Genomic DNA, 21636 nt, shown 5'->3' with positions numbered 1-21636 from the left:
TTATCTGGTGCGGTCAACAACGCTGCCGGCAAGGGTGGCCAGAGCGGCGCGGGCCTCGTCGGAGATGGGCGCGTCGGTCAGTGCCGCGACCGCCGACTCGGCCCGCACCGTGATCATGTCTTCCACCCGGTCGAGCGCACCGGTGGCGGCGATGATCGTACGCAGATCTTCTGCACCTGCGGGGTCCAGATCCGCCCGGCCGAAGAGATTTTTGAATTTATCGCTCTGACCTGCATCACTACGTTCCCGGGTCAGTGCGATGAGGACGGTCGGTTTGCCCTCTCTAAGATCATCAAGGACGGGTTTGCCGGTCACCGAGGGGTCGCCGAAGACGCCGAGCACATCGTCACGCAATTGAAACGCGTCACCGAGCGGGTCGCCGAACCGCAGCAGCGCGGCCAGGGTCTCCGGCTCGGCGCCGGCCAGCGCCGCGCCGATCTGCAACGGCCGGGTCACGGTGTAGCGGGCGGCCTTCATCCGGATCACGGTCAGCGCGCCGGCCACCGAGCCGTCGCCGACACTGGACACCAGGTCGAGGTACTGCCCGGCGATCACCTCGGTGCGCATGAGCGTGAACAGACGGTGACCGCGCTGGATCCACTCCGGCGGCAGCCCTGACCCGGTGAACATCTGGTCGGCCCAGGCGGCGCAGAGGTCGCCGCCGAGCAGGGCGGCGCTGTGGCCGTACCGGGCGGCGTCACCCCGCCAGCGGTGCCGGTTGTGCAGGTCGGTGAAGTGCCGGTGCATGGACGGGCGGCCGCGGCGCTGGTCGCTGCCGTCCATGATGTCGTCGTGGATCAGCGCGAACGCGTGGAACAGCTCCAGGCTGGCCGACGCGGTGATGATCTCCGGGCCGTCCGGTCCGCCCGCCCCGCGCCAGCCCCAGTAGCAGAACATCGGGCGCAGCCGCTTGCCGCCGGCCAGGATGAACCGCCGGCAGGCGTCGAGCACGCCGTGCGGGGCGCCGTCGGGCCACTGTGGGCCCTGCCCGTCCAGGAAACCGGTGAGGGCCTGGTCGAAGCGGCGGGCCAGATCCTCCGCGGTCACCCCGACGGCCGACCCGACCGTCATGATGGAGCCCCGGAGGGGTGGTGGTTCTCCGCGCCGTCCGAAGGACCAGGCTTCGGTGGCGGCACAGCGAGTTGCAGGAGCAGGGCCTTGACCTCGGTCGCGGCGATCTGCTCCCGCGCGTACGCGGGGTCGGAACAGATCAGGACCGGCGCGTCCCGCGGATCGTCCGGCAGGCGTCCGTGCGAACCGCGCACCGCGCGGGCGCCGGCGTCCAGCCCGACCACGTTCATCAGGTAGCGCAGGCCGACCTTCTTCCGCAGCAGGGCCGCCCCGGCCCGGGCCTTCGCCGCACCCGGGCCGGCCGGGTCGAAGAACAGCTCGGCCGGGTCGTAGCCGGGCTTGCGGTGGATCTCGACCAACCGGGCGAAGTCCGGGGCGCGGGCGTCGTCCAGCCAGTAGTAGTAGGTGAACCACGCGTTCGGCTCGGCGACCAGCACCAGGTCACCGGAGCGTTCGTGGTCGAGGCCGTGCCCGGCCTTCCCGGCCGCGTCCAGCACCTCGGCCACCCCGGGCAGCTCGGCACAGCGCTTGGCCACCGCCGGGATGTCCGCCGGGTCCTTCACGTAGACGTGCGCGACCTGGTGGTCGGCCACCGCGAAGGCCCGGCTGGTCCAGGTGTCGAGGTATTCCATCCCGGCCTGGGTGTAGACCTCGAGCAGGCCCTCCGAGCGAAGCATCCGGTTGACGTCGACCGGCCGGTCGACGTCGACGATCCCGTACTCGGACAGCACCACGACCGTGGCGTCGGCCTCGAGCAACGGCGCCAGCTCCTCGTCGAGCTCACGGGCGGCGGCCGCGGCCTGCGGGGCGGACGGCCCGAACCGCTGCAGGTCGTAGTCCAGGTGGGGCACGTACACCAGCGTGATGTCGGGCTTCTTCTGCGCCAGGATGCGCTGGGCGGCCTTCACGATCCAGGCCGACGAGGTGATCCCGGCGCCCGCGCCCCAGTAGCTGAACAGCGGGAACGTGCCCAGCGCCGAGGTCAGGTCGTCGTGCAGCTCGGGCGGGTAGGTGTAGCAGTCCGGGTCCTTGCGGCCGTCGGCGTGGTAGATCGGCCGGGGCGTGACCGTCCAGTCGACGTCCATGCCCATCGCGTACCACCAGCAGACGTTGGCGACGGTCAGCCCGGGCCGGGCCTTCCGCGCCGCCTCCCACAGCTTCTCGCCGCCGACCAGCCGGTTGTGCTGCCGCCAGAGGAGGACCTCCCCCAGCTCCCGGAAGTACCAGCCGTTGCCGACCACGCCGTGCCCGCTGGGCAGCTCCCCGGTCAGGAAGGTGGACTGGGCCGAGCAGGTGACCGCCGGGAGCACCGTGCCCAGCGGCGCCTGGAAGCCCCGCCCGGCCAACGCCCGCAGCCGGGGCATGTGCTCCAGCAGCCGCGGGGTCAGCCCGACCACGTCGATCACCAGCAACGGTTTCACGGCTCGGCTCTCCCTCAACCCTGCCATGTGACCTTCTCCCGGTTGAGATTCAGTTCGTCCAGCAGGCCGCGAGCGTGGTCCAGCTCGGCGGCGATGCCCGCCACCAGCTCGACGGGATCGCGCGGCCGCGACCCCTCCGGAAGCACGTTCCAGGTGTACGTCTCCACGTCGAGGTGGTCGCACTCGGCCGTGGCCCCGCCGACCAGCACCCGCAGCGCGTCCCGCAGCACACCGGTGGTGGCCCGCAGCGGCGGGACCGGCTGGGCGTGGATCGGCACGTGGTAGTGGATCCGCCAGGGCTGGCCGCGGTCGCCGGCCAGGGCGTCGTCCAGATCGTCGGTGGACAGGCCGGCCCGCCCCCGGGTCTGGTGCAGGAAACGCGGCTCGACGTACTGGGCCAGCACCTCGGCGTCGCGTTCCGGGTCGTCGCTGGCCAGGGCGGCCGACACCTGGGTCTTCACGACGGGCACGCCCGCCTCGCGCAGCCGTTGCAGGGCGGCCGCCGGGTCTTCCCAGGCGCAGGCCAGGTGGGCCAGGTCGAGGCAGACGCCGAGCCGCTCGGTGTCCGCGTCCCTGAACATCTCGGCCGCCTGCGTGGTGTTCTCCACGACGCAGCCCGGCTCGGGCTCGAACGCCACCCGCACCGTGCGGTCGAGCCGGCCCAGCTCGCTGGCCAGCACGTCCATCGACCGGCGGCAGGCGTCCCGGCGTTCGTCGTCCCAGGGGGTACGCCAGGCCAGCGGCAGCGTGGAGACCGAGCCGCGGACGGCGTCCTCGGGCATCAGCCGCTCCAGGATCCGGGCCAGATTCAGCGTGTACGTGAGCCGCGCCGGCGTGGTCCAGTCCGGCTCGTACACGGCGCCCTTGACCACCGGTTGCTGGAAGGCGGCGTACGGGAAGCCGTTGAGGGTGACCACCTCGAGGCCTCTTGTCGCGATCTCCCGCCTGAGCCTCTCGATCTTGGCGGAGTCGGAGACCAGCTCGGAGGCCGCCGGGGCGGCGATCCACAGGCCCAGCCCCAGGACGTTGGTGCCGAGCTTCTCGCGGATCGGCAGCGCGTACGTGTCGAGCTGCTCGATGATGCCGTCCAGCTCCTCGGCGGCGTGCACATTCGTGCAGTAGGACAGGTGCACGGTCTGCCCGTCACGGTGGCGGAGGCGCATCAGCTGCCGCCCCGCAGGATCGAGCTGCCCTCGAAGGTGGCGTCGGTCGTCGTCTCGCCCAGGTCGAGCTTGCCCGACTGGGCGTAGAACTCGACCGGGTTCCGCCACAGCACCTTGTCGACGTCGTCGGTGGTGAAGCCGGCCGCGAGCATCGCCTCGGCCGTCGCCACGGTCAGCAGCGGGTCGGACTTGCCCCAGTCGGCGGCCGAGTTGACCAGGATCCGCTCGGTGCCGCGCTCCTTGAGGATGTCCACCATGCGCGGCGGGGACATCTTGGTGTCCGGGTAGATCGAGAAGCCCATCCAGCATCCGCTGTCCTGGACCAGGCCCACCGTGACCTCGTTGAGGTGGTCGACCAGGACGTGGCCCGGTTCGATGCCCGACTCCTTGACGACGTCGAGCGTCCGCTTCGTACCCGCCGCCTTGTCCCGATGGGGGGTGTGCACCAGCGCCGGGAGCTCGAACTCGACGGCCAGGGCCAGCTGGGCGGCGAACACCTCGTCCTCGACCGGCGACATCGAGTCGTACCCGATCTCACCCACCGCGACCACGCCGTCCTTGTCCAGATAGCGGGGCAGCAGGTCGAGCACCGGGCGGCAGCGGGGGTCGTTGGCCTCCTTCGGGTTCAGCGCGATCGTGGCGTGATGGCGGATGCCGTACTGCGCCGCCCGGAACGGCTCCCAGCCGATCAGCGAGTCGAAGTAGTCGGCGAACGAGCCCGGGTTGGTCCGCGGCTGGCCCAGCCAGAAGGCCGGCTCGACGACGGCCTTCACGCCGTGCGCCGCCATCGCCGCGTAGTCGTCCGTGGTCCGCGAGGTCATGTGGATATGGGGATCGAAGATGCGCACGGTGGTCACGCCTCCAGTCGGTTCAGCAGGGCGGTGGCGTCGGCCGACATCTCCCGGCCGGCGGCCGCCCGCTCGTCGGCCAGCGAGCGGAGCATCTGGGCCAGCTCGGCGTCGGCGCGCTCGTCCAGGTCTTCCACTTCGGCGAGGGGTACGCCCATGAAAACGATCTTGATGACGCCCTGGCGCCAGGTCGCCGCGTCCAGGTGCCGCGCGTACGGGCCCAGCGCGGCCGCGACCAGCCGGGTGTCGTTGGTGCGCAACGCGTCCAGCAGCAGCGGCACGCCGGCGTCCTTGATCGGCAGCAGGGGGAGCGCTTTCAGCACGGCCAGCTTCTCGGCGGCGTCGCCATGGTCGTACAGCTCTCTGATCTGCTCAGGGCTCTGCCCGCCGAGGAGCAACGCTCGTCCCGCCTGCCCCGCGGTCCAGCCCGGCGCGATCTCGTCGCGGCCGAGCTGACGGTCGGCTCGCGTGAAGAGGCGGGTGATCTCGGTAGCATTTTGTGCGCTTTTCAGCCATTCCTTGTCCGGCAGCGCCTCGCGCAGGTCGTCCAGGGTCATTCCGCCGCCGCTCCTCTCAGGAAATCGATCGACCGCCGGGCCACGTCCGGCGCCGCGTGCGAGTGCCGCGGCAGCTCGACCGCGACCAGCCCCCGGTAGTCGGCCTCGCGCAGCGCCCGCAGCACCGGCGGAAAGTCGATCTCCCCCTCGCCGAACTCCAGATGCTCGTGAACCCCCCGGCGCATGTCATCGATCTGCACGTTGACCAGGTGTTCCCGCACAGCGAGAACACACTCGGGCACGCCCAGATCCTCCAGGCACCGGCAGTGCCCGATGTCGAGCGTGATGCCCAGCTCGGCCGGATCGCCCAGGTCATGCCGGAGCCGCCGCCAGTCCGCGATGTCCTGCACCAGCATCCCCGGCTCCGGCTCGAACCCGACCTTCGTCCGCGCGTACCCCAGCACCTCGGCAACCCCGTCGACCAGCCGCTTCCAGGCCGTGTCCGGGTCGACGTCGTCCGGCCTGACCCCCGCCCAGAACGACACCGCTTCGGCCCCCAGATCGGCCCCGATGTCACAGGCCCGCCGCAGAAACTCCAGCCGCCTGCCCCGGTCGTCGTGCAACAGGGTCGGCGCGTGCTTCCGCCAGGCATCCAGCAGATACCGGGCCCCCGTCTCGACCACCACACCCAGCCCGAGATCCCGCAGCCGATCCGCGGCCCGGCCAACCTGCTTCGCGACATCCGGCGCGAACGGATCCACATGATCGTGATCCAGCGTCAGCGCCACACCCTCATAGCCCAGCTCGGCGATGACCGTGAGCGCCTCATCCAGCCGATGATTGGCGAACCCGTTCGTCCCGTAGCCGAAGCGCAGCCTTCCTCCGGCCGCCTGCTCGCCCTCGGTTGAACCGCCCCCGGCCCGCTCACCCGCCGGCGCCTTGATCGACGGCCCATCCGGCGTTCCCGCGCTCGGACCACGACCGAGCGGGCCGCCCATGATGGGCTCGCCGCCTGCCGGTTCGCCGGTGATCGGTGCGCTCATGTCGGGGACACCTTCCGGGCCAGCGCACCAGCCAGCGGCGCCGCCGCGGCCACGGCCATCCCGACGAACGGCGCGCCCGAACGAGCGGCCAGCGCGCCCTGCAGCGACGGCAAGGAGGTGATGCCGGCGCCGACGGCCGCCCGGACCCGCGGCGCGGCCGGATCGCCGATGACGGCGGCCTGGGCACGGCCGTACTTCACCGCATACCCAGCGGCCATCACGGCCGTGGCCGCCAGCCGCCAGGCCCGGCGCCGCTTGTCCGCGCGCTCGTCCCCGCCGCGCCCGAACGCGCCCTCGACCCGCCCGCCGCCCAGCCCGTCCCAGCGCCCTCCTCGGTGGGGGGTGGGTTGCGCTGATCGACGACCCGCCCCCTCCCCCGCCCCATCACTGGGTGGGCCGGAATGTAGCGCGTGGGCCCGACGCTCCGACGCGGTTTTCCACAGGTGGCCCGTCGTGGCCACCGCCCCGGTCAACGCCGCCGTGGTGGCCAGGGTGACCGCGGCCAGCCGCGGCTCGGCTCCCGACACCTCGCGCCGTGACAACGCCGTCACGGTGTACGTGTGCAACGCCACAGCCAGCGCCGACGGCACCGCTCGGGCCATCCGCGCCGAGCCGCTGGCGCCGAGCATCACGTCCAGCCCCCGGCACACTGCCATCCCGGCCGGCCCGGCCGCCGTGTTCTTCAGCTTCAGGTCATAGGCCCACACGGCGGCGGCCAGCGGCCCCGCGACGGCCAGTGCCCGCCGCCCGCCGGCCGCCCCGGCGAGAGCCAGCCCGGCCCCGGTCAGCCCGGCCGCGATCCCGAAGGCGGCCCGGGGCGAGATCCGCCCGGACGGGATGGGCCGTTCCGGCCGCTCGACGGCGTCGAGTTCCCGGTCGGCCCAGTCGTTGGCGGCCATCCCGGCCCAGTAGAGACAGACCGATGCCCCGGCCAGCCCGGCCGTCGACGGCGACAGGGCGCCGGCCGCGCCGGCCCCGGCCACCACGTCCCCGGGCACGGAGAGGGCGGCGGGAGCGCGCACGAGCGAGATCAGGTCACGGAACCTCATCGGCCGTCTTCCGAAGAGGAAGGAGAAGAGGGCAAGGACGCGGCGTCATCAAAAGGCCCGGAGGCGGAAGGGCCGGAGGCGGAAGGGCCGGAGGCGGAAGGGCCGGAGGCGGAAGGGCCGGAGGCGGAAGGACCGGAGGCGGAAGGACCGGAGAAGGACGACACCAGGCCGACCAGCAGCGCCCACTGTTCGGCCAGCGCCGACGGCCCGTCGCCGATCGGGTCCTTGAAGAAGAAGCCGAGCTCGGGCAGCGGCCCGCTGCGGCCGCTGCGCTGGGCGGCCGCGGTCAGCCGGGCCAGGTCGAGCACCAGCGGCGCGGCCAGGGCCGAGTCGCAGCCGTGCCAGGTGAACTCGACGCGCATGCCGGTGCCCAGGAAGCCCTGGAAGGTGACCAGGTCCCAGGCGGTCTTGAAGTCGCCGATCTCCTCGACGTAGTCGATGCGGCTGGTGCCGGACGGCTCGTAGCCGAGGGCGTCGCCGAGCACGCGCTGTTTGCTGGCCACCTTGGCGGCGTTGGCGGCGGGGTCGGCGAGGTTGGCGCCGTCGCCGCCGCCGAGCAGGTTGAGCCCGGACCAGCTGCGGACGCGCAGGTTGCGCATGGCGAACATGGGCGCCAGCACCGACTTGACCAGCGTTTCGCCGGTCTTGCCGTCGTTCCCGGCGTACACGACGTTGCGGGAGCGCGCGAAAGCGTCCAGGAAGGGCAGCCGCGCGCCGGTCGACGGGGTGAAGTCGATGAACGGGCAGCCCACGGAGAACGCCGCGTAGGCCGCCAGCGAGCTGCCGGGCAACGAGCCGAGGGTGGCGGACGAGTCATCGAACAGGGGTTCGGTGGTGGAGACGTTGACGACCACGACCAGATCGAGAGAATGCCGGGCGCGGAAGCCGGCGATGTCCGCCGCGATGAGCTGCGCCGCGTGTTCCTGGGTGTCGGCGGTGGGCAGCGGCCGGATGTTGTCCTCGTGGTCGGTCAGCTCGTCGGTGAGCGCGGCGACCAGCCGGCCGGGCAGCACGCCGGCGGCGGCGAGGGCCTCGGCCTTCTTCACCACCGGCGTGCTGACGATGTCGTGGCCGCCGAACACGAGTTCGCCCCAGCCGGGCAGCGCGGGGCTGCTCAGCGGCGGCAACTCGGTGACGCATCCGGTGGTGTCGGTCAGGCGTGCCTTGAGGGCGAACGCGCCGACGGTGGCGGTGACCGCCACCGAGCCGCGTGCGCCGATCAGCCAGATTCCGGTACGCATCAGCGGACCTCCAGGGGGGCCGGTCCCCGGGGCCCGGGCGACGCCGGCGACCCCGGGGAGGGTGGTGACTATCTGGTGTAGATGGTGAGCGCCGACATGTTGTCGTAGCTCTGCTCGGCGATGCGCAGGCTCTTGCCCGGGTCGGCCGACCCGCCGAGCTGCGCGTCGTCCATCTCGTAGTTGGCGTGGTGGTAGTCCGGCAGCCCGATGGTCTGGAAGAACTGCTGGAAGTTGATGTCGCCCTCGCCGAACGGGGTCTCGTTGTAGCCGTTGGCGGTGTGGTCGCCGTCCTTGGCGTGGAACAGCGGGAAGCGCCGCGGCCGGTTGGCGACGGTGAGGATCGGGTCGAAGACGTCCGATCGGGTCTGGCCGGCCGAGTTGGTGTAGGTGCGGAAGCGGTGCTGGGCCAGGTACGCCCAGAGGATGTCCATCTGCAGGTAGACCAGCTCGGGGTCGGTCTTGGCCAGGAAGTACTCGAGGCGGCGGATGCCGGTGGAGCGGGTGGGGCGTCCGTTGCCGTCGAACGGACCGGCGTCGAGCAGGAAGTCGTACGCCGTGTCGTGGTTGTGGGTGTAGAGCTTGAGCCCGCGCGCCTTGGCCCGGGCGCCCATCGCGTTCCAGTCGTCGACGGCGCGGTCCCAGTCGGCCTGGTAGGCGCTGCCGCTGGGGTCGCCGCCGGTGCCGACGTGGGCCATGCCGAGGGTCTGGGCGATGTCCATCTCGGCGTCGAGCGACCCGGGGCTGATGTTGGTGTGGGTGCCGTTGGCGACCAGCCCGTTGTCGTCGAGGATCTTCCGGATCTCGGCGGGGGTGATCTGCCGGCCGAGGATCGACGTGTGCTGGGTGTACCCGGCGAACTCGACCTCCTTGTACCCCACGGAGGCCAGGTGGGCGAGGACCCGTTCGAAGCCGTACGGGACCCCGGAGTTGTCGGGCGCGGCCTGGATCCGGTCGCGGACGCTGTAGAGGATGATGCCGCGGCGGTTCGGCGGGATCAGCGGCTCGGCCCGGAGCTTGCCTTCGCCCAGCGCGGCGCCGCCGGTGCTGATCACCGGGAGGCCGGCGGCGGCGAGGGCGGCGGCGGCCGCGCCCGCGGTGGCGAGCACTTTGCGGCGGCCCCAACCGGGCTTGCGTTCATCCATGTCTGTGCACCTTCCGGGGTGGATCCGAAGAGGACAGAAACCAACAGCCTGTGTCGACCTTGTTACGTATCGGGACGCTAGCCGGGCTTTCGACGAAAAGAAAGATGGCTGATCGACAAAGTTCTTCATTTGTAGATCTAACTTCTTAACTGAGCGACAAAAGCTTTAGACGGGTACGGCCGGAGCGCTCGCCGGGGGTGGCGACAGCCCCCGGCGAGCGCTGGACCCGGGTCAGGCCGGAGCGAACTCGACCCAGTTCAGGTTGGCCAGGCCGGTGGCCGGACCCCCGCTGACCGGCCGGAACACCAGGTAGAGCTGGTGACTGCCGGCGGACGCGGAGACCGGTACGGACTGGGTGGCGAACGCCGTGTTGCCGCTGGTGGCGTTGAGCGTGCCGGTGCCGGCAACGGTTCCGGTGGGACTGTCGAGGCGGACCTCGACCGTGGCCCGGGGCTGCCCGGCCGTGGCCGCCGAGCCGCCCGAGTAGCGCAGCGCCACCGAGGCGACCCCGCCCAGGTTGATCGGGTCGAAGGCGATCGAGTCGCCCGGGTCGATCCCGTTCACGTGCTGCCCGCCACCGGTGTCACCGGTACTGGCGACCGTCACGTTGTTCTTGACCTGCGCGTACTCGGCCTGCTGACGCCACGTCGGCAGCACCGACTGGTCGACCGCGGTCAGCGCGGGCTGGCCGTTGGCGCCCAGGTCGGTGTACGTGGCGCTGATCGCCCCGTACAGGTAGCCGCCGGCGTGGTCCGCCCCGTCCGACGGTGAGACGAACGAGCCCGAGCATCCGGTCGCGTCGCTCATGCCGTGGCCGTGGCTGTCATGGCCGAGCACGAAGGACACGGTGACCCGGGAGCAGTCGATCGGACCGTCCTCCGGGTCGGTGACCGTCACCGTCCAGGGCACGGTGTCGCCCCAATTGAAGAAGGTGCCGTCGATCGGCGAGGTGACGGTGATCGTCGGCTTGGTGTTGCCGACCGTGACGACATGGGTCAGCACCGCCGTCTTACCGCTCGAGTCGGTGACCGTGAGCTTGGCGTTGTAGACCCCGTTCTGGGTGTACGTGAACGAGGGGTCGGCCTCGGTCGAGTCGACGGTGCCGTCGCTCTGGAAGTCCCAGGCGAACGAGATCGCCTCGCCCGGGTCGGGGTCGGCCGAACCCGCGCTGGAGAACCGCACGGTCAGCGGGGCCGGTCCGTTGTCGGGGGTGGCGGACAGCTTGGCCACCGGCGACCGGGTGCCCTTCACGTACCGCACCACCGAGAGCGCGGCGTCCGGGTTGGCGGTGAAGAAGCCGTCGCCGTACTCGAGCACGTAGAGGCTGCCGTCCGGCCCGAACTCCATGTCGATCGGGTTGTCGAAGACCACACCGGGCAGGAACTGCTCCACCCCGGTCAGGCCGCCGGCTCCGTTCGTACGCATCATGAAGATCTTGTCCCGGCTGAACTCCCCGAACACCACGCTGTCGTCGTAGTACTCCGGGAACTTCACGTCCGACGCCAGGCCGGCGTCGAAGTGGTAGGCGGGACCACCCATCGGGCCGACGCCGCCGGTGCCGATCACCGGCCACTTGAAGTCGCAGGGCGTGGGCGGGGTGTTCAGGTACGCCTCGGCGCAGGTCGTCCGGGCCTGGAAGGTGTACCAGAACTCGGACTGCTGCACCGGCGGCAGCGTCGTCCGACCGGTGTTGCGCGGCGAGAGGTTCTTGGGCGCCGCGCAATTGAAAGCCGCTCCCGGCGTACGCGTGGTGAAGTCGTAGTCGAAGTACGGCAGCGACGGGCTCACGCAGAACGGCCAGCCGTAGTTGCCCGCCTTGTTGGCGGCGATCCACCGGCCGGTGCCCTCGGGCCCGCGGGTCGGGCTGGGCGTCTGCGAGTCGGGCGAGTAGTCGCCGATGTAGACCCAGCCGCGGGCGTCCACGTCGAACCGGAACGGGTTCCGCAGGCCCATCAGGAAGATCTCCGGACGGGTCTTGTTGTCGGTGTCCTGCGCCTCGGGGAACAGGTTGCCGGCCGGGATCGTGTAGCCGCCGTCCGGCTTGACCTTGATGCGCAGCAGCTTGCCCCGCAGGTCGTTGGTGTTGCCGGCCGAGCGCTGGGCGTCGTAGCCGGGACCCTGGGTGGGCGCGTCGTTGATCGGCGTGAAGCCGTCCGAGCCGCCGGCGTTGGTGTCGTCGCCGGTGACCAGGTAGAGCAGGCCCTTGCCGTCGAACTTGACCTCGCCGGCCACGTGGCAGCAGATGCCCCGGTCGGTGTTCACCTGCAGGATCTTCTGCTCGGTGGACATGTCCAGGTGGGGCGTGGGCTCCTCGACGAACTTGACCCGGGACAGCTGGTTGTAGCCCCGGTAGACGTCCCAGGCGGCCGGGTTGGTGCTGGTCGCGGGCGCGTCCGTGGCCGGGGTGCTCAGCCTCGGCGCGTAGTAGAGGTAGACCCACTTGTTGGTGGCGAAGTCGGGGTCGAGGGTGACCGACTGGAGGCCGTCCTCGTCGTGCTGGTAGACCTCGACCGTGGTGATCACCGGGCTGGCCGCGGTCGCCGGGTCGTAGAGCCGGATCTGGCCGCTCCGGGTGTTGTGCAGCACCCGGCCGTCGGGCAGCACCGCGAGCGTCATCGGCTCGCCCGGCTCGTCGTTGAGGATGACCTTCTCGTAGTTCGAGGTCACCGTGGCGCCGCAGTCGCCGGCGGCGTCACCCGCGGCCCACTGGATGCCGCCGAGCAGGTGCTTTCGAAAAGCCCCGTTGGCGTACGTGTCGGAGCTGTGCCCGAGGCCGGTGTAGAACGAGCGGCCGCCCTGGTAGTCCTTGCACCAGGCGACCGGGGCGTTGAACGCCGTGGCCAGCACGTGGGAGGCGCCCCGCACGTTGGTGGAGTAGGTGTACCACTCCTCGGCGAGGCTCAGCTGCCGGGCGAGCGGCCGGGTGGCCGGGTGGACCCGGTCGGTGACCTCGACGGTTCCGGCGCCGGTGGACGCGACCCCGGCCACCCCGGTGCCGACCAGGTTGCGGTAGAACGTCCACGAGGGCTCGGTCTCGGCCGCCGCGTGCACGCCGACATACCCGCCGCCGTCGGTCACGTACTCCTGGAACGCCTGCTCCTGCGGCGCGGTGAGCACGTCGCCGGTGGTGTTCAGGAAGACCACGGCCCGGTAGTTGGCCAGGTTCTCCCCGGTGAAGGCGGTGCCGTTCTGGGTCACGTCGATGCTGAAGTGGTTGGCCGCGCCGAGCGTACGGATGGCGTTGACGCCCTTGTCGATCGACTCGCGGCGGACCCCGTCGGTCTTGGTGAAGACGAGCACCTGGTACTCGTCGTGGGCAGCGGCCGGGGCGGCGACCGCGAGAGGTGAGGCGACCACGATCGCTGCGAAGAGGGGGAACCAGCGACGCATGCCGGCCGCCTCAGCGCTTGTAGATCGAGAGGGCGGACATGTTGTCGTAGCTCAGGTCCGCGTAGGCCAGCGACTGCCCCGGGTTGGCGGTGCCGCCGGGAGCGGTGTCCATCTCCCAGTTGGCGTGGTGGAACTCGGGCTCGCCGATGGTCTCGAAGAACTGCTGGAAGTTGATGTCGCCCTCGCCGAGCGGGGTCATCACGTACCCGGCGGACTGGCTGGTGTCCCGGTCGCCGTCCTTGGCGTGGAACAGCGGGAACCGCTTGGTGCGGTTGGCCACGGTCAGGATCGGGTCGAAGATGTCGGTGCGGGTCTTCCCGGCCGAGTTCACGTAGGTCTTGAAGCGGTACTGCGCCACGTACGCCCAGTAGATGTCCAGCTCGAAGAAGACGTTCTTGGGGTCGGTCCTCGCCATGAAGTACTCGAGCTTGCGGATGCCGGACGAGCGGGTGGGGCGGCCGTTGGCGTCCAGCGGGCCGGCGTCGAGCAGGAACCCGTACGCGGCGTCGTGGTTGTGGGTGTAGAGCCGCAGCCCGCGCTCCCGGGCCTGGGCGCCGAGGGTGTTCCACAGATCGGCGGCGGCGTCCCAGTCGGACTGGTACGCGCTGCCGGTCGGGTCGGAGCCGGTGCCGATGTTCTTCATGCCCAGCGTCTCGGCGATGTCGAGCTGCTGCTGGAAGGTGGCCGCGTTGATCGAGGTGTGCGTGCCGTTGGCGACCAGCCCGTTGTCGTCCAGGATCTTCCGGATCTCCTCCGGGGTGATCTGCCGGCCGAGGATCGCCGTGTTCTGCGTGTAGCCGGCGAACTCGACCTCCTTGTAGCCGAGCTCGGCGATGCGGGCGAGCACCCGCTCGAAGCCGTACGGGACGCCGGTGGTGTCGGGGGCGGCCGAGATCCGGTCCCGCACGCTGTACAGGATGATGCCCCGGTTCTGCGCCGGGATCAGGGGCTCGGCGTGCAGCTTGGCCTCGCCGATGGCCGGCTTGGCGGTCTGCAGGACCGGGAGACCGGCCGCGCCGAGAGCGGCCGCGGCGCCGGCCGCGGTGGCCAGTAACTTCCGCCGGCTGACCGGCGCCTTCTGGATTGCCTCACTCATGGGTGCCCACCTTTCGATGGCGGCTCGTCGGCCGCTGGCGAATCGTTTCAAGGGAGGGTCCGAAGTGGACCTGAGAACAAGCTGTGTCGAATGTGTTACGTCTGGTCGAGACGCTATCCCGGTCCAAAGTGAAAAGAAAGACCGCCTAACAAAGAAGTTGACGATCCGAACGCACAACTTTCATCGATTCAGACAAAAGTATCCGTAGTCGTCCGGTGACGGTTAGGTTGGGCGTGAGGAGGACGGCATGATCGATGATCTTGCGGCGGTGCTGCGCGGGCTCCTCGGCAACGACCGGGTGATCAGCGACCGGCAGCGGCTGCGGACCTACGAGTGCGACGGCCTCGCCCACTACAAGGTGGTCCCGGCGCTGGTCGTGCTGCCGCACACCGCCGAGGAGTGCGCGGCGGTGATCCGGGCCTGCGTCGGGGCCAAGGTGCCCTGGGTCGCCCGCGGCTCCGGCACCGGCCTGTCCGGCGGCGCCCTCCCGCACGCCGACGGGGTGCTGCTGGTGACCTCGCAGATGCGCGACATCCTGGACGTACGCCCGGCCGACGAACGCGCCGTGGTGCAGCCCGGCGTGATCAACCTGGACGTCAGCAAGGCCGCCCGCCCGCACGGCTACTACTACGCGCCCGACCCGTCCAGCCAGCAGATCTGCTCGATCGGCGGCAACGTGGCCGAGAACTCGGGCGGCGCCCACTGCCTGAAGTACGGCTTCACCACCAACCACGTGGTCGGCGCCCAGGTGGTCACGCCCCGCGGCGACCTGGTCCGGCTGGGCGGGGACGCGCCGGACGCCCCCGGGTACGACCTGCTCGGCGCGTTCGTCGGCTCGGAGGGAACGCTGGGCCTGGCGACCGAGGTGACCGTACGTCTGGTGCGGCGGCCGGAGTCCGTGCGTACCCTCCTCGCCGGTTTCCCCTCCACCGACGAGGCCGGCGCCGCGACCTCGGCGATCATCGCCGCCGGGGTGGTGCCGGCGGCCATCGAGATGATGGACGCGCTGGCCATCGAGGCGGCCGAGGCGGCCGTGCGCTGCGGTTATCCGGACGGGGCCGGCGCCGTGCTGGTGGTCGAGCTGGACGGTCCCGCCGCCGAGGTCTCGGCCCAGTTCGAACAGGTGGTGTCCCTGTGCGAGCAGGCCGGCTCGTTCGAGATCCGGGTCGCCGCGGACGAGGCCGAGCGGGTCCTGATCTGGAAGGGCCGCAAGTCCGCGTTCGCGGCGGTCGGCCGGATCAGCCCCGACTACATCGTGCAGGACGGCGTGATCCCGCGGACCGCGCTGACCGAGGTGCTGAACCGGATCGCCGACCTGGCCACGGCCAAGGGTGTCCGGGTGGCCAACGTGTTCCACGCCGGCGACGGCAACCTGCACCCGCTGGTGCTCTTCGACGACGCGGTGGACGGCGAGGCCGAACGCGCCGAGGACGTCTCCGGGGCGATCCTCGAGATCTGCATCGAGCTCGGCGGCTCGATCACCGGTGAGCACGGCGTCGGCATGGACAAGGCCCGGTTCATGCCGCGGATGTTCACCGACGACGACCTCGACACCATGCAGCTGGTCCGCTGCGCGTTCGACCCCGATGGGCTGGCCAACCCCGGCAAGGTGTTCCCGACGCCGCGGCTGTGCGGCGAGGTGCCCGGCCGGCACAAGGGCGCACACCCCTTGCAGGAGGCCGGCATCGCGGAGGTGTTCTGATGACCCAGCTCGACGACCTGACCCGGCCGGCCGGCGACGACGACGTGGTGGGCGGGGTCCGGGCCCGGCTGGTCGCCGCTCCGGCGTCCACCGCCGAGGCGTCCGCGCTGGTCAAAGCCGCGGCCGGGCTCACCGTGGTGGTGCGGGGCGGAGCCACCAAGATCGACTGGGGTACGCCGCCCCGCGCGCTCGACCTCATCATCGACACCCACCGCCTGGCCGGCGTCCGCGAGCACGCCGCCGGCGACCTGATCACCGTGCTCGGCGCCGGCACCCGCCTGGACGACCTCGACCTGCCCGGCCAGCAACTGGCCCTCGACTCGCCGCTGCCCGGCGCCACCATCGGCGGCACCGTCGCCACCAACGTCAGCGGCCCCCGCCGCGTCCTCTACGGAACGGCCCGCGACCTGCTCATCGGCATCGAGGTGGTCCGGGCCGACGGCACGGTCACACGCTCCGGCGGCAAGGTCGTCAAGAACGTCGCCGGGTACGACCTGGGCAAGCTGTACACCGGCTCGTACGGGACGCTCGGGCTGATCACCGAATGCGCGTTCCGCCTGCACCCGCGCCCGTTCGCCTCGGCGTTCGTCACCGCCACCGCCCCGTCCCCGGCCGCCGCCGGCCGCCTGGTCGCGGCGGTGCTGGACGCCCAGGTGGTGCCGTCCGCGGTCGAGGTCAACGCCCCGCCGTCCGGCGACCTCGAGGTGGCCGTCCTCGTCGAGGGCACCCCCGAAGGCGTCCGCCACCGCGCCGAGGTCCTCGCCGAACTGCTCTCCCCCGCCCCCTTTGCTCTGAGCGCGTACAGGCAACACCCCTCGTGGTGGGGCACCTATCCGTGGGGCCCCGGCGACGTCGGGATCAAGCTGACCGCCTCCCTCTCCCGCGTCCCCGACCTGTTCACGGCCGCCCTGGACACCTCTCTCCCCCTGACCATCCGCGGTTCCGCCGCCTCCGGAGTCCTGTACGCGGGACTACCCGGTACGTATTTGTGCGCAGAGCAAAGCGAGCCTGAGAGGAACGCTTCACATCCGCCCGCCCAGGCCGCTGACCAGGGACCGGCGCCTGGCGAGGCGGCCGGCCAGCCGGCCGGCGGTGCTCCCGGCCGGCCCGCAGGGGGTGAGTATGAGTGCGCAGAGCAAAGGGGTGAAGAGGTAGGACATGCGGTCGCGCGTCTGCGCGAGGCCGCCACCCGAGCGGGCGGCCACGCCGTCGTCCTCACGGCTCCGGCCACGGTGCGCGACAGGCTGGACATGTGGGGGCCGGTGGGTGGTTTGGAGCTGATGCGGCGGGTGAAGGACCAGTTCGACCCCCAGGGGCTGTTCGCGCCCGGGCGCTTCGTGGGAGGGATCTGATGGCCGACATCGACGCCACGCACGGCAGCGAACCCACGGCGGCGCCGCGCGACGTGCTGGGGCCGGTCCGGGCCTTTGACGACGACCATCCGCCGTCGCGGGAGCTGCTGTCGGACTGTGTGCACTGCGGGTTCTGCCTGCCGACGTGCCCGACCTATGTGCTCTGGGGCGAGGAGATGGACTCGCCGCGCGGGCGGATCCATCTGATGTCGCAGGGGCTGACCGGGGAGCCGCTGAGCCCGAGCATGGTGCAGCACTTCGACAACTGCCTGGGCTGCATGTCCTGTGTGACCGCGTGCCCGTCAGGGGTCAAGTACGACCGGCTGATCGAGGACACCCGGGCCCAGGTCGAGCGGCGGCACCCGCGCAGCGCGAAGGAGCGGGCGCTGCGGAAGGCGATTTTCGCGCTGTTCCCGTACCCGAAGCGGTTGAGGCTCTTGAAAGGGCCGTTGCGGATCTATCAGGCGAGCGGGCTGCAGCGGCTGGTCGCGCGGACGGGGCTGCTGGAGCGGCTGGCGCCGACGCTGGCCACGCTCGACTCGCTGGCGCCGCGGCTGCGCCGGGTGCCCAGGCCGCCGGCGCTGGTCCGGGCCCGGGGGCCGCGGCGGGCGGTGGTCGGGATGCTCACCGGCTGTGTGCAGAGCGCGTTCTTCCCGGACGTGAACTCGGCGACCGTCCGGATTCTGGCCGCCGAGGGCTGCGACGTGGTGCTGCCGGCCGGCCAGGGCTGCTGCGGCGCGCTGAGCGTGCACAACGGGCGCGGTGACGAGGCGCGGGGGTTCGCGCGGCGGCTGATCGACACCTTCGAGGGCAGCGGCATGGACTGGTTCGTGGTCAACGCCGCGGGGTGCGGGTCGTCGCTGAAGGAGTACGGCGTCCTGCTGGCCGACGATCCGATCTACGCCGAGCGGGCGGCCGCCTTCGCCGGGCGGGTGCGCGACGTCTCCGAGCTGCTGACCGAGCTGGGACCGGTGGCCGAGCGGCATCCGCTGCCGCTGACCGTGGCCTACCACGACGCCTGCCACCTGGGGCACGCCCAGGGCGTCCGCGCCCAGCCCCGCGCGCTGCTGAGCGGCATTCCCGGCCTGGAGCTGCGCGAGATCGCCGACCCGGAGATCTGCTGCGGCTCGGCCGGCGTGTGGAACGTGCTGAACCCGGCGCCGGCGGCCGAGCTGGGCGACCGCAAGGCCACCAGCGTGCTGGCCACCGGGGCCGAGCTGCTGGTCACCGCCAACCCGGGCTGCCTGATGCAGGTGGCGGCCGGTGTGCGCCGCCGCGGCGGGAGCATCGCGCTGGCGCACACCGCGCAGGTGCTGGACGCGTCGATCCGCAACCTCGGCACCGCCGAGTTGACCGGACCAGGCCGCTGATCAGCGGCTCGGGACCGCCATCTCCCCCAGCTCCGACCAGTCGTCCTGGTCAATCGTCTGACTGACGATCTTCGGCGTCGCGGCGAGATAGGGCGGCAGCTCCAGCTGGGCCTGCTTGAAGTGCGCGGAGGTGACGTGGGCGCCGCCCGCGTCACCGTCGCGGAAGGCCTCGACCAGGACGTACTCGGCCGGGTCGTCCAGGCTGCGGGACCAGTCGAACCACAGGCAGCCCGGCTCGGCCCGGGTGGCCTCGGTGAACGGGCCGGCGATCCGCGGCCAGTCCTCGGCGTGCTCGGGCTTCACCCGGAACTTCGCGGTGATGAAGATCAACGTGACTCCTTCTGCTCGTGCGGTCGGATGCCATGCTTCCGTGCCCGCGGCCGGCGTGCACCAGCCGGGGGCACGGTCGTTCGGATTGATCGTTCACTAGGCTCAAGGTTGTGGGGGCAGCTGCCGATCAGTCTGAGGTGAGCGCCGTAGCCACGCGCGACGACGTCCTAGCCGGCGTCGGACTGTCGTGCGTCTTCCAGCCCTTCGTCGACGTGGACACCGGCTCCGTGCCGGCCTTCGAGGCCCTGATGCGCGGCCCCGCGGGCACCCCGTTGCACTCGCCGCTGGCGCTGCTGGCCGCCGCGCACGAGACCGGGCGCCTCGCCGACCTGGAACACGCCTCGCTGCGAACCGCCCTGACCGACGCGGACGCGCTGTCCGAGGGGCGGCCGCTCACCGTCTTCGTCAACCTCGAGCCCAGCACCCTGACCCAGCACCTCGACATGGTGCTCGAGACCCTGGCCGGGCGGGCCGGGCACCTCCAGGTGGTCGTCGAGATCACCGAGCGGGCGCTGGCCGACGACCTGGCCGGCATGCTGACCGCCGCGGAACGACTGCGCGCCGCCGGCTGCGCCATCGCCCTGGACGACGTGGGCGCCCAGCCCGAGTCGCTGGCCTTCATCCCGCTGCTGCGCCCCGAGGTGGTCAAGCTCGACCTGGGCCTGCTGCGCACCGTGAAGGACCCGGCCACGGTCGCGGTGGCCGGGGCGGTCCGGGCGTACGCCGAACAGGCCGGCGCCGAGGTCGTCGCCGAGGGCATCGAGGTTCCCGAGGACCTCACCCGCGCGCTGGTGCTGGGGGCGACCCTGGGGCAGGGCTGGCTGTGGGGGCGGGGCGAGCGCCGGCTCGACCGGTGGACGCCCGCGCCGGAGCGGTTCGCGGCCCGCCCGATCGGCGCGGCTCTGCACACGACGCCGTACCAGCTGATCGGCGCCGACCGGCGGATCCGGCAGGCCCCCAAGCACCTGCTCGTCCCGGTGTCGAAGACGCTGGAGCTGATGGCGGCGCAGGAGGCGGTCCCGCCGATCCTGCTCGCCGCCTTCGAGCACGCCTCGTTCTTCCAGCCGTCCACCGTCCGCCGGTTCACCGACCTCGCCGCCCGGCTGCCGTTCGTCGCGGCCCTGGGCGTGGACATGCCCGCGTTCCCCGCCCCCGGTGTCCGCGGCGGCGCCCTCTCGGCGCGCGACCCGCTGGCCGCCGAGTGGACCGTCGTCGTCCTCGGCGCGCACACCTCGGCCGCCCTGATGGCCCGCGATCTCGGCGACACCGGCCCCGACCCCGACCGCCGCTTCGAGTTCGCCGTCAGCCACGACCGCGCCCTGGTCACCGCCGCCGCCCACGCCATGGTCGGCCGCCTCACCGCCCCATAACCCTTTTCCGGTACGCCGGACACACGGTCCCGCCATCTCGGCGGCCCGGGTGCGGCTCCAGGCCGTTCCCCGCCATCCGGCCCGGACGCGGGTCGATCAGGTCGGCTCGGTGGGGGCGCCAGATCGTCGGTGGCCAGATCGAGCTGGGTGATCGCCACGTCGTGCCAGGCGCCGTTCTTCCAGCCGATCCGGCGGTGGACGCCGACCGGGCGGAAGTTCAGGGCGGCGTGCAGGCCCTCGCTGGCGTCGTTGGGCAGGGTCATCTTGGCCACCGCGACCCGGAAGCCGCGGCCGGCCAGCCGTGGCAGCAGCGCCTCGTAGAGGGCCCGGCCGGCCCCCGTGCGCCGCAGGCCGGTCTCGAGGTAGACGCTGACCTCGCACGACCATCGGTAGGCGGGCCGGACGGCGAACGGGCGGGCGTACGCGTACCCCACGATCCTGCCGTTGAACTCGGCGACCAGCCACGCGTGCGAGACGTTCGCGGTCTCGATGCGACGGGCCATCTCGGCGGCGGGCGGTGGCTCGGTCTCGAAGGTGATCGCGGTGTCCAGCACGTACGGCCGGTAGATGGCCGCGCAGGCGGCGGCGTCCTCGGAACCGGCGTCACGGATGATCAACGACATGCGACCATCATCCTGCCGGCCCGGGTGGGGGTGAGGACGACGGAGGTGACCCGTGAGGTCCCTCGTCCGGCGCTTGTCCCGTCCGGACAACGAACCGCGCGCCCCCGCTGTCCGTACTGAGGGGCATGACCGCACCGGAGTGGGACAACCCGACGTTGGAGATGCCGGTCGCCGGACGCAAGCCGGACCCGTTGCCGCCGCCCCCTCCGCCTCCGCCGGCAACGGAACTGCACACCCCGCGGGTTCGGCGGCTGCTCCTGGCCGGCCTGGCGCTGGCGGTGGCAGTCGCCGGCGCGCTGATCGTGTTCTCGATGGACCGCCAGGCGCCGGCCGTCTCCACGCCGCGTCGCGCGTCGTCCGGGATCGACGTGGTCGGCGGGACCGAGATCACGGTGCGGACGGCCGATCTGGGTGGCGAGCTCTACCGGGTACGCCCGGCCGGCCACGCCACCGACGACGGCGGCCGGATCCGGCTGGAGATGGCCGCCGGCCCGGTCGAGCTGCTGCTCGCCCCCGGCGTGACCTGGGACCTGGGCGTGCACGGCCCGGCCGACCGGCGCACCGTCGACCTGGCCGGCGCCCGGGTCAGCGCGGTGGCCCTGTACGACGGCGGGACCGTGCTCGACCTGCGGCTGCCGCGCCCGGAAGGCACTTTGGCGGTCCGGCTGACCGGCGGCGTCAACCAGTTCGCCCTGCACTCGGCCGACGGCATCCCGGTCCGCGTCCGGGTCGGCAGCGGCGCCGGCCGGGTGGTGCTGGCCGGCCAGTCCCACGACGGCGTCGCGGCCGGCGCCCTCTTCACCCCCGACGACTGGTCCGGCGCCGGCAACCGGGTCGACCTCGACGCCGCCGCCGGCATGGCCCAGCTCAGCGTGACCACCGGCTAGCGTCCACCGCGGCCCGCCGGGCCGGCCGTTGCGGGTCGTCG

Annotated in this window: 17 protein-coding genes and 1 pseudogene; 5 read left to right on the top strand and 13 right to left on the bottom strand. The window is 71.8% G+C overall.

From position 1 onward, the window contains the following. The 11 genes from AB0M54_RS38970 to AB0M54_RS38920 form a co-directional block, all read right to left on the bottom strand. Nucleotides 1-1071, bottom strand: coding sequence for a polyprenyl synthetase family protein (locus AB0M54_RS38970; RefSeq protein ID WP_364319689.1), 1071 nt, complete (start codon nt 1069-1071; stop codon nt 1-3). Continuing rightward, the gene (locus AB0M54_RS38965; protein ID WP_364476988.1) at nt 1068-2492 is read right to left on the bottom strand and encodes a nucleotide pyrophosphatase/phosphodiesterase family protein; all 1425 of its coding nucleotides are present in this window, start codon (nt 2490-2492) and stop codon (nt 1068-1070) included. The genes AB0M54_RS38970 and AB0M54_RS38965 overlap by 4 nt, the downstream gene beginning before the upstream one ends. A gap of 14 nt (nt 2493-2506) precedes the next feature. Continuing rightward, nucleotides 2507-3655: a metabolite traffic protein EboE gene (gene eboE / locus AB0M54_RS38960; RefSeq protein WP_364476986.1), complete on the bottom strand. Its 1149-nt coding sequence runs from the start codon at nt 3653-3655 to the stop codon at nt 2507-2509. After that, entirely contained in the window at nt 3655-4503 is an 849-nt protein-coding gene (locus AB0M54_RS38955; protein WP_364319753.1) for a TatD family hydrolase, read from the bottom strand. Before AB0M54_RS38955 ends, eboE begins: the two co-directional genes overlap by 1 nt. A 5-nt stretch (nt 4504-4508) precedes the next feature. After that, entirely contained in the window at nt 4509-5060 is a 552-nt protein-coding gene (locus tag AB0M54_RS38950) for an EboA domain-containing protein (RefSeq protein ID WP_364476984.1), read from the bottom strand. Then, nucleotides 5057-6043 carry a sugar phosphate isomerase/epimerase family protein gene (locus AB0M54_RS38945; RefSeq protein ID WP_364476982.1) on the bottom strand — a complete coding sequence of 329 codons (987 nt, stop codon included), beginning with the start codon at nt 6041-6043 and terminating at the stop codon, nt 5057-5059. Before AB0M54_RS38945 ends, AB0M54_RS38950 begins: the two co-directional genes overlap by 4 nt. Continuing rightward, nucleotides 6040-7092, bottom strand: a complete 1053-nt coding sequence (locus AB0M54_RS38940) for an SCO3242 family prenyltransferase (protein ID WP_364476980.1) — start codon at nt 7090-7092, stop codon at nt 6040-6042. The genes AB0M54_RS38945 and AB0M54_RS38940 overlap by 4 nt, the downstream gene beginning before the upstream one ends. Then, nucleotides 7089-8333 (bottom strand): inositol-3-phosphate synthase, encoded by a 1245-nt coding sequence (locus AB0M54_RS38935; RefSeq protein ID WP_364476978.1) that lies wholly within the window; start codon nt 8331-8333, stop codon nt 7089-7091. The genes AB0M54_RS38940 and AB0M54_RS38935 overlap by 4 nt, the downstream gene beginning before the upstream one ends. Nucleotides 8334-8401: 68 nt before the next feature. Next, entirely contained in the window at nt 8402-9475 is a 1074-nt protein-coding gene (locus tag AB0M54_RS38930; RefSeq protein WP_364476976.1) for a TIM barrel protein, read from the bottom strand. Between the two features lie 231 nt (nt 9476-9706). Then, nucleotides 9707-12865, bottom strand: coding sequence for a ThuA domain-containing protein (locus AB0M54_RS38925; protein ID WP_364319704.1), 3159 nt, complete (start codon nt 12863-12865; stop codon nt 9707-9709). Nucleotides 12866-12875: 10 nt separating this feature from the next. Then, the gene (locus AB0M54_RS38920) at nt 12876-13961 is read right to left on the bottom strand and encodes a sugar phosphate isomerase/epimerase (RefSeq protein ID WP_364319706.1); all 1086 of its coding nucleotides are present in this window, start codon (nt 13959-13961) and stop codon (nt 12876-12878) included. 247 nt (nt 13962-14208) lie between these two features. Between AB0M54_RS38920 and AB0M54_RS38915 the strand changes: the two genes are divergently transcribed. Genes AB0M54_RS38915 through AB0M54_RS38905 form a run of 3 tightly spaced genes read left to right on the top strand, consistent with a single transcriptional unit; the run spans nt 14209 to nt 18385 of the window. Further along, complete coding sequence (locus AB0M54_RS38915) at nt 14209-15663, top strand: FAD-linked oxidase C-terminal domain-containing protein (RefSeq protein WP_364476974.1); 1455 nt, start codon at nt 14209-14211, stop codon at nt 15661-15663. After that, nucleotides 15663-17015 (top strand): FAD-binding oxidoreductase, encoded by a 1353-nt coding sequence (locus tag AB0M54_RS38910; protein WP_364476972.1) that lies wholly within the window; start codon nt 15663-15665, stop codon nt 17013-17015. Before AB0M54_RS38915 ends, AB0M54_RS38910 begins: the two co-directional genes overlap by 1 nt. Next, nucleotides 17015-18385 carry a heterodisulfide reductase-related iron-sulfur binding cluster gene (locus tag AB0M54_RS38905; protein ID WP_364476970.1) on the top strand — a complete coding sequence of 457 codons (1371 nt, stop codon included), beginning with the start codon at nt 17015-17017 and terminating at the stop codon, nt 18383-18385. The genes AB0M54_RS38910 and AB0M54_RS38905 overlap by 1 nt, the downstream gene beginning before the upstream one ends. On the opposite strand, the gene AB0M54_RS38900 is transcribed toward AB0M54_RS38905, so the two are convergent. Continuing rightward, the gene (locus AB0M54_RS38900; RefSeq protein ID WP_364319712.1) at nt 18386-18715 is read right to left on the bottom strand and encodes a putative quinol monooxygenase; all 330 of its coding nucleotides are present in this window, start codon (nt 18713-18715) and stop codon (nt 18386-18388) included. 137 nt (nt 18716-18852) lie between these two features. Between AB0M54_RS38900 and AB0M54_RS38895 the strand changes: the two genes are divergently transcribed. Next, complete coding sequence (locus AB0M54_RS38895) at nt 18853-20085, top strand: EAL domain-containing protein (RefSeq protein ID WP_364319714.1); 1233 nt, start codon at nt 18853-18855, stop codon at nt 20083-20085. Nucleotides 20086-20300: 215 nt separating this feature from the next. Here AB0M54_RS38895 and AB0M54_RS38890 read toward each other — a convergent pair. After that, a pseudogene (locus tag AB0M54_RS38890) lies at nt 20301-20708 on the bottom strand (N-acetyltransferase family protein); the annotation flags it as partial. Between the two features lie 125 nt (nt 20709-20833). Between AB0M54_RS38890 and AB0M54_RS38885 the strand changes: the two are divergent. Beyond that, complete coding sequence (locus AB0M54_RS38885) at nt 20834-21595, top strand: hypothetical protein (RefSeq protein ID WP_364319718.1); 762 nt, start codon at nt 20834-20836, stop codon at nt 21593-21595. Nucleotides 21596-21636: the final 41 nt, after the last annotated feature.

This window comes from Actinoplanes sp. NPDC051470, assembly GCF_040682035.1.
Classification (GTDB): domain Bacteria; phylum Actinomycetota; class Actinomycetes; order Mycobacteriales; family Micromonosporaceae; genus Actinoplanes.
The sequence above is the reverse complement of the archived record's forward strand: the minus strand, read 5'-3'. Positions and strand labels throughout refer to the sequence as shown.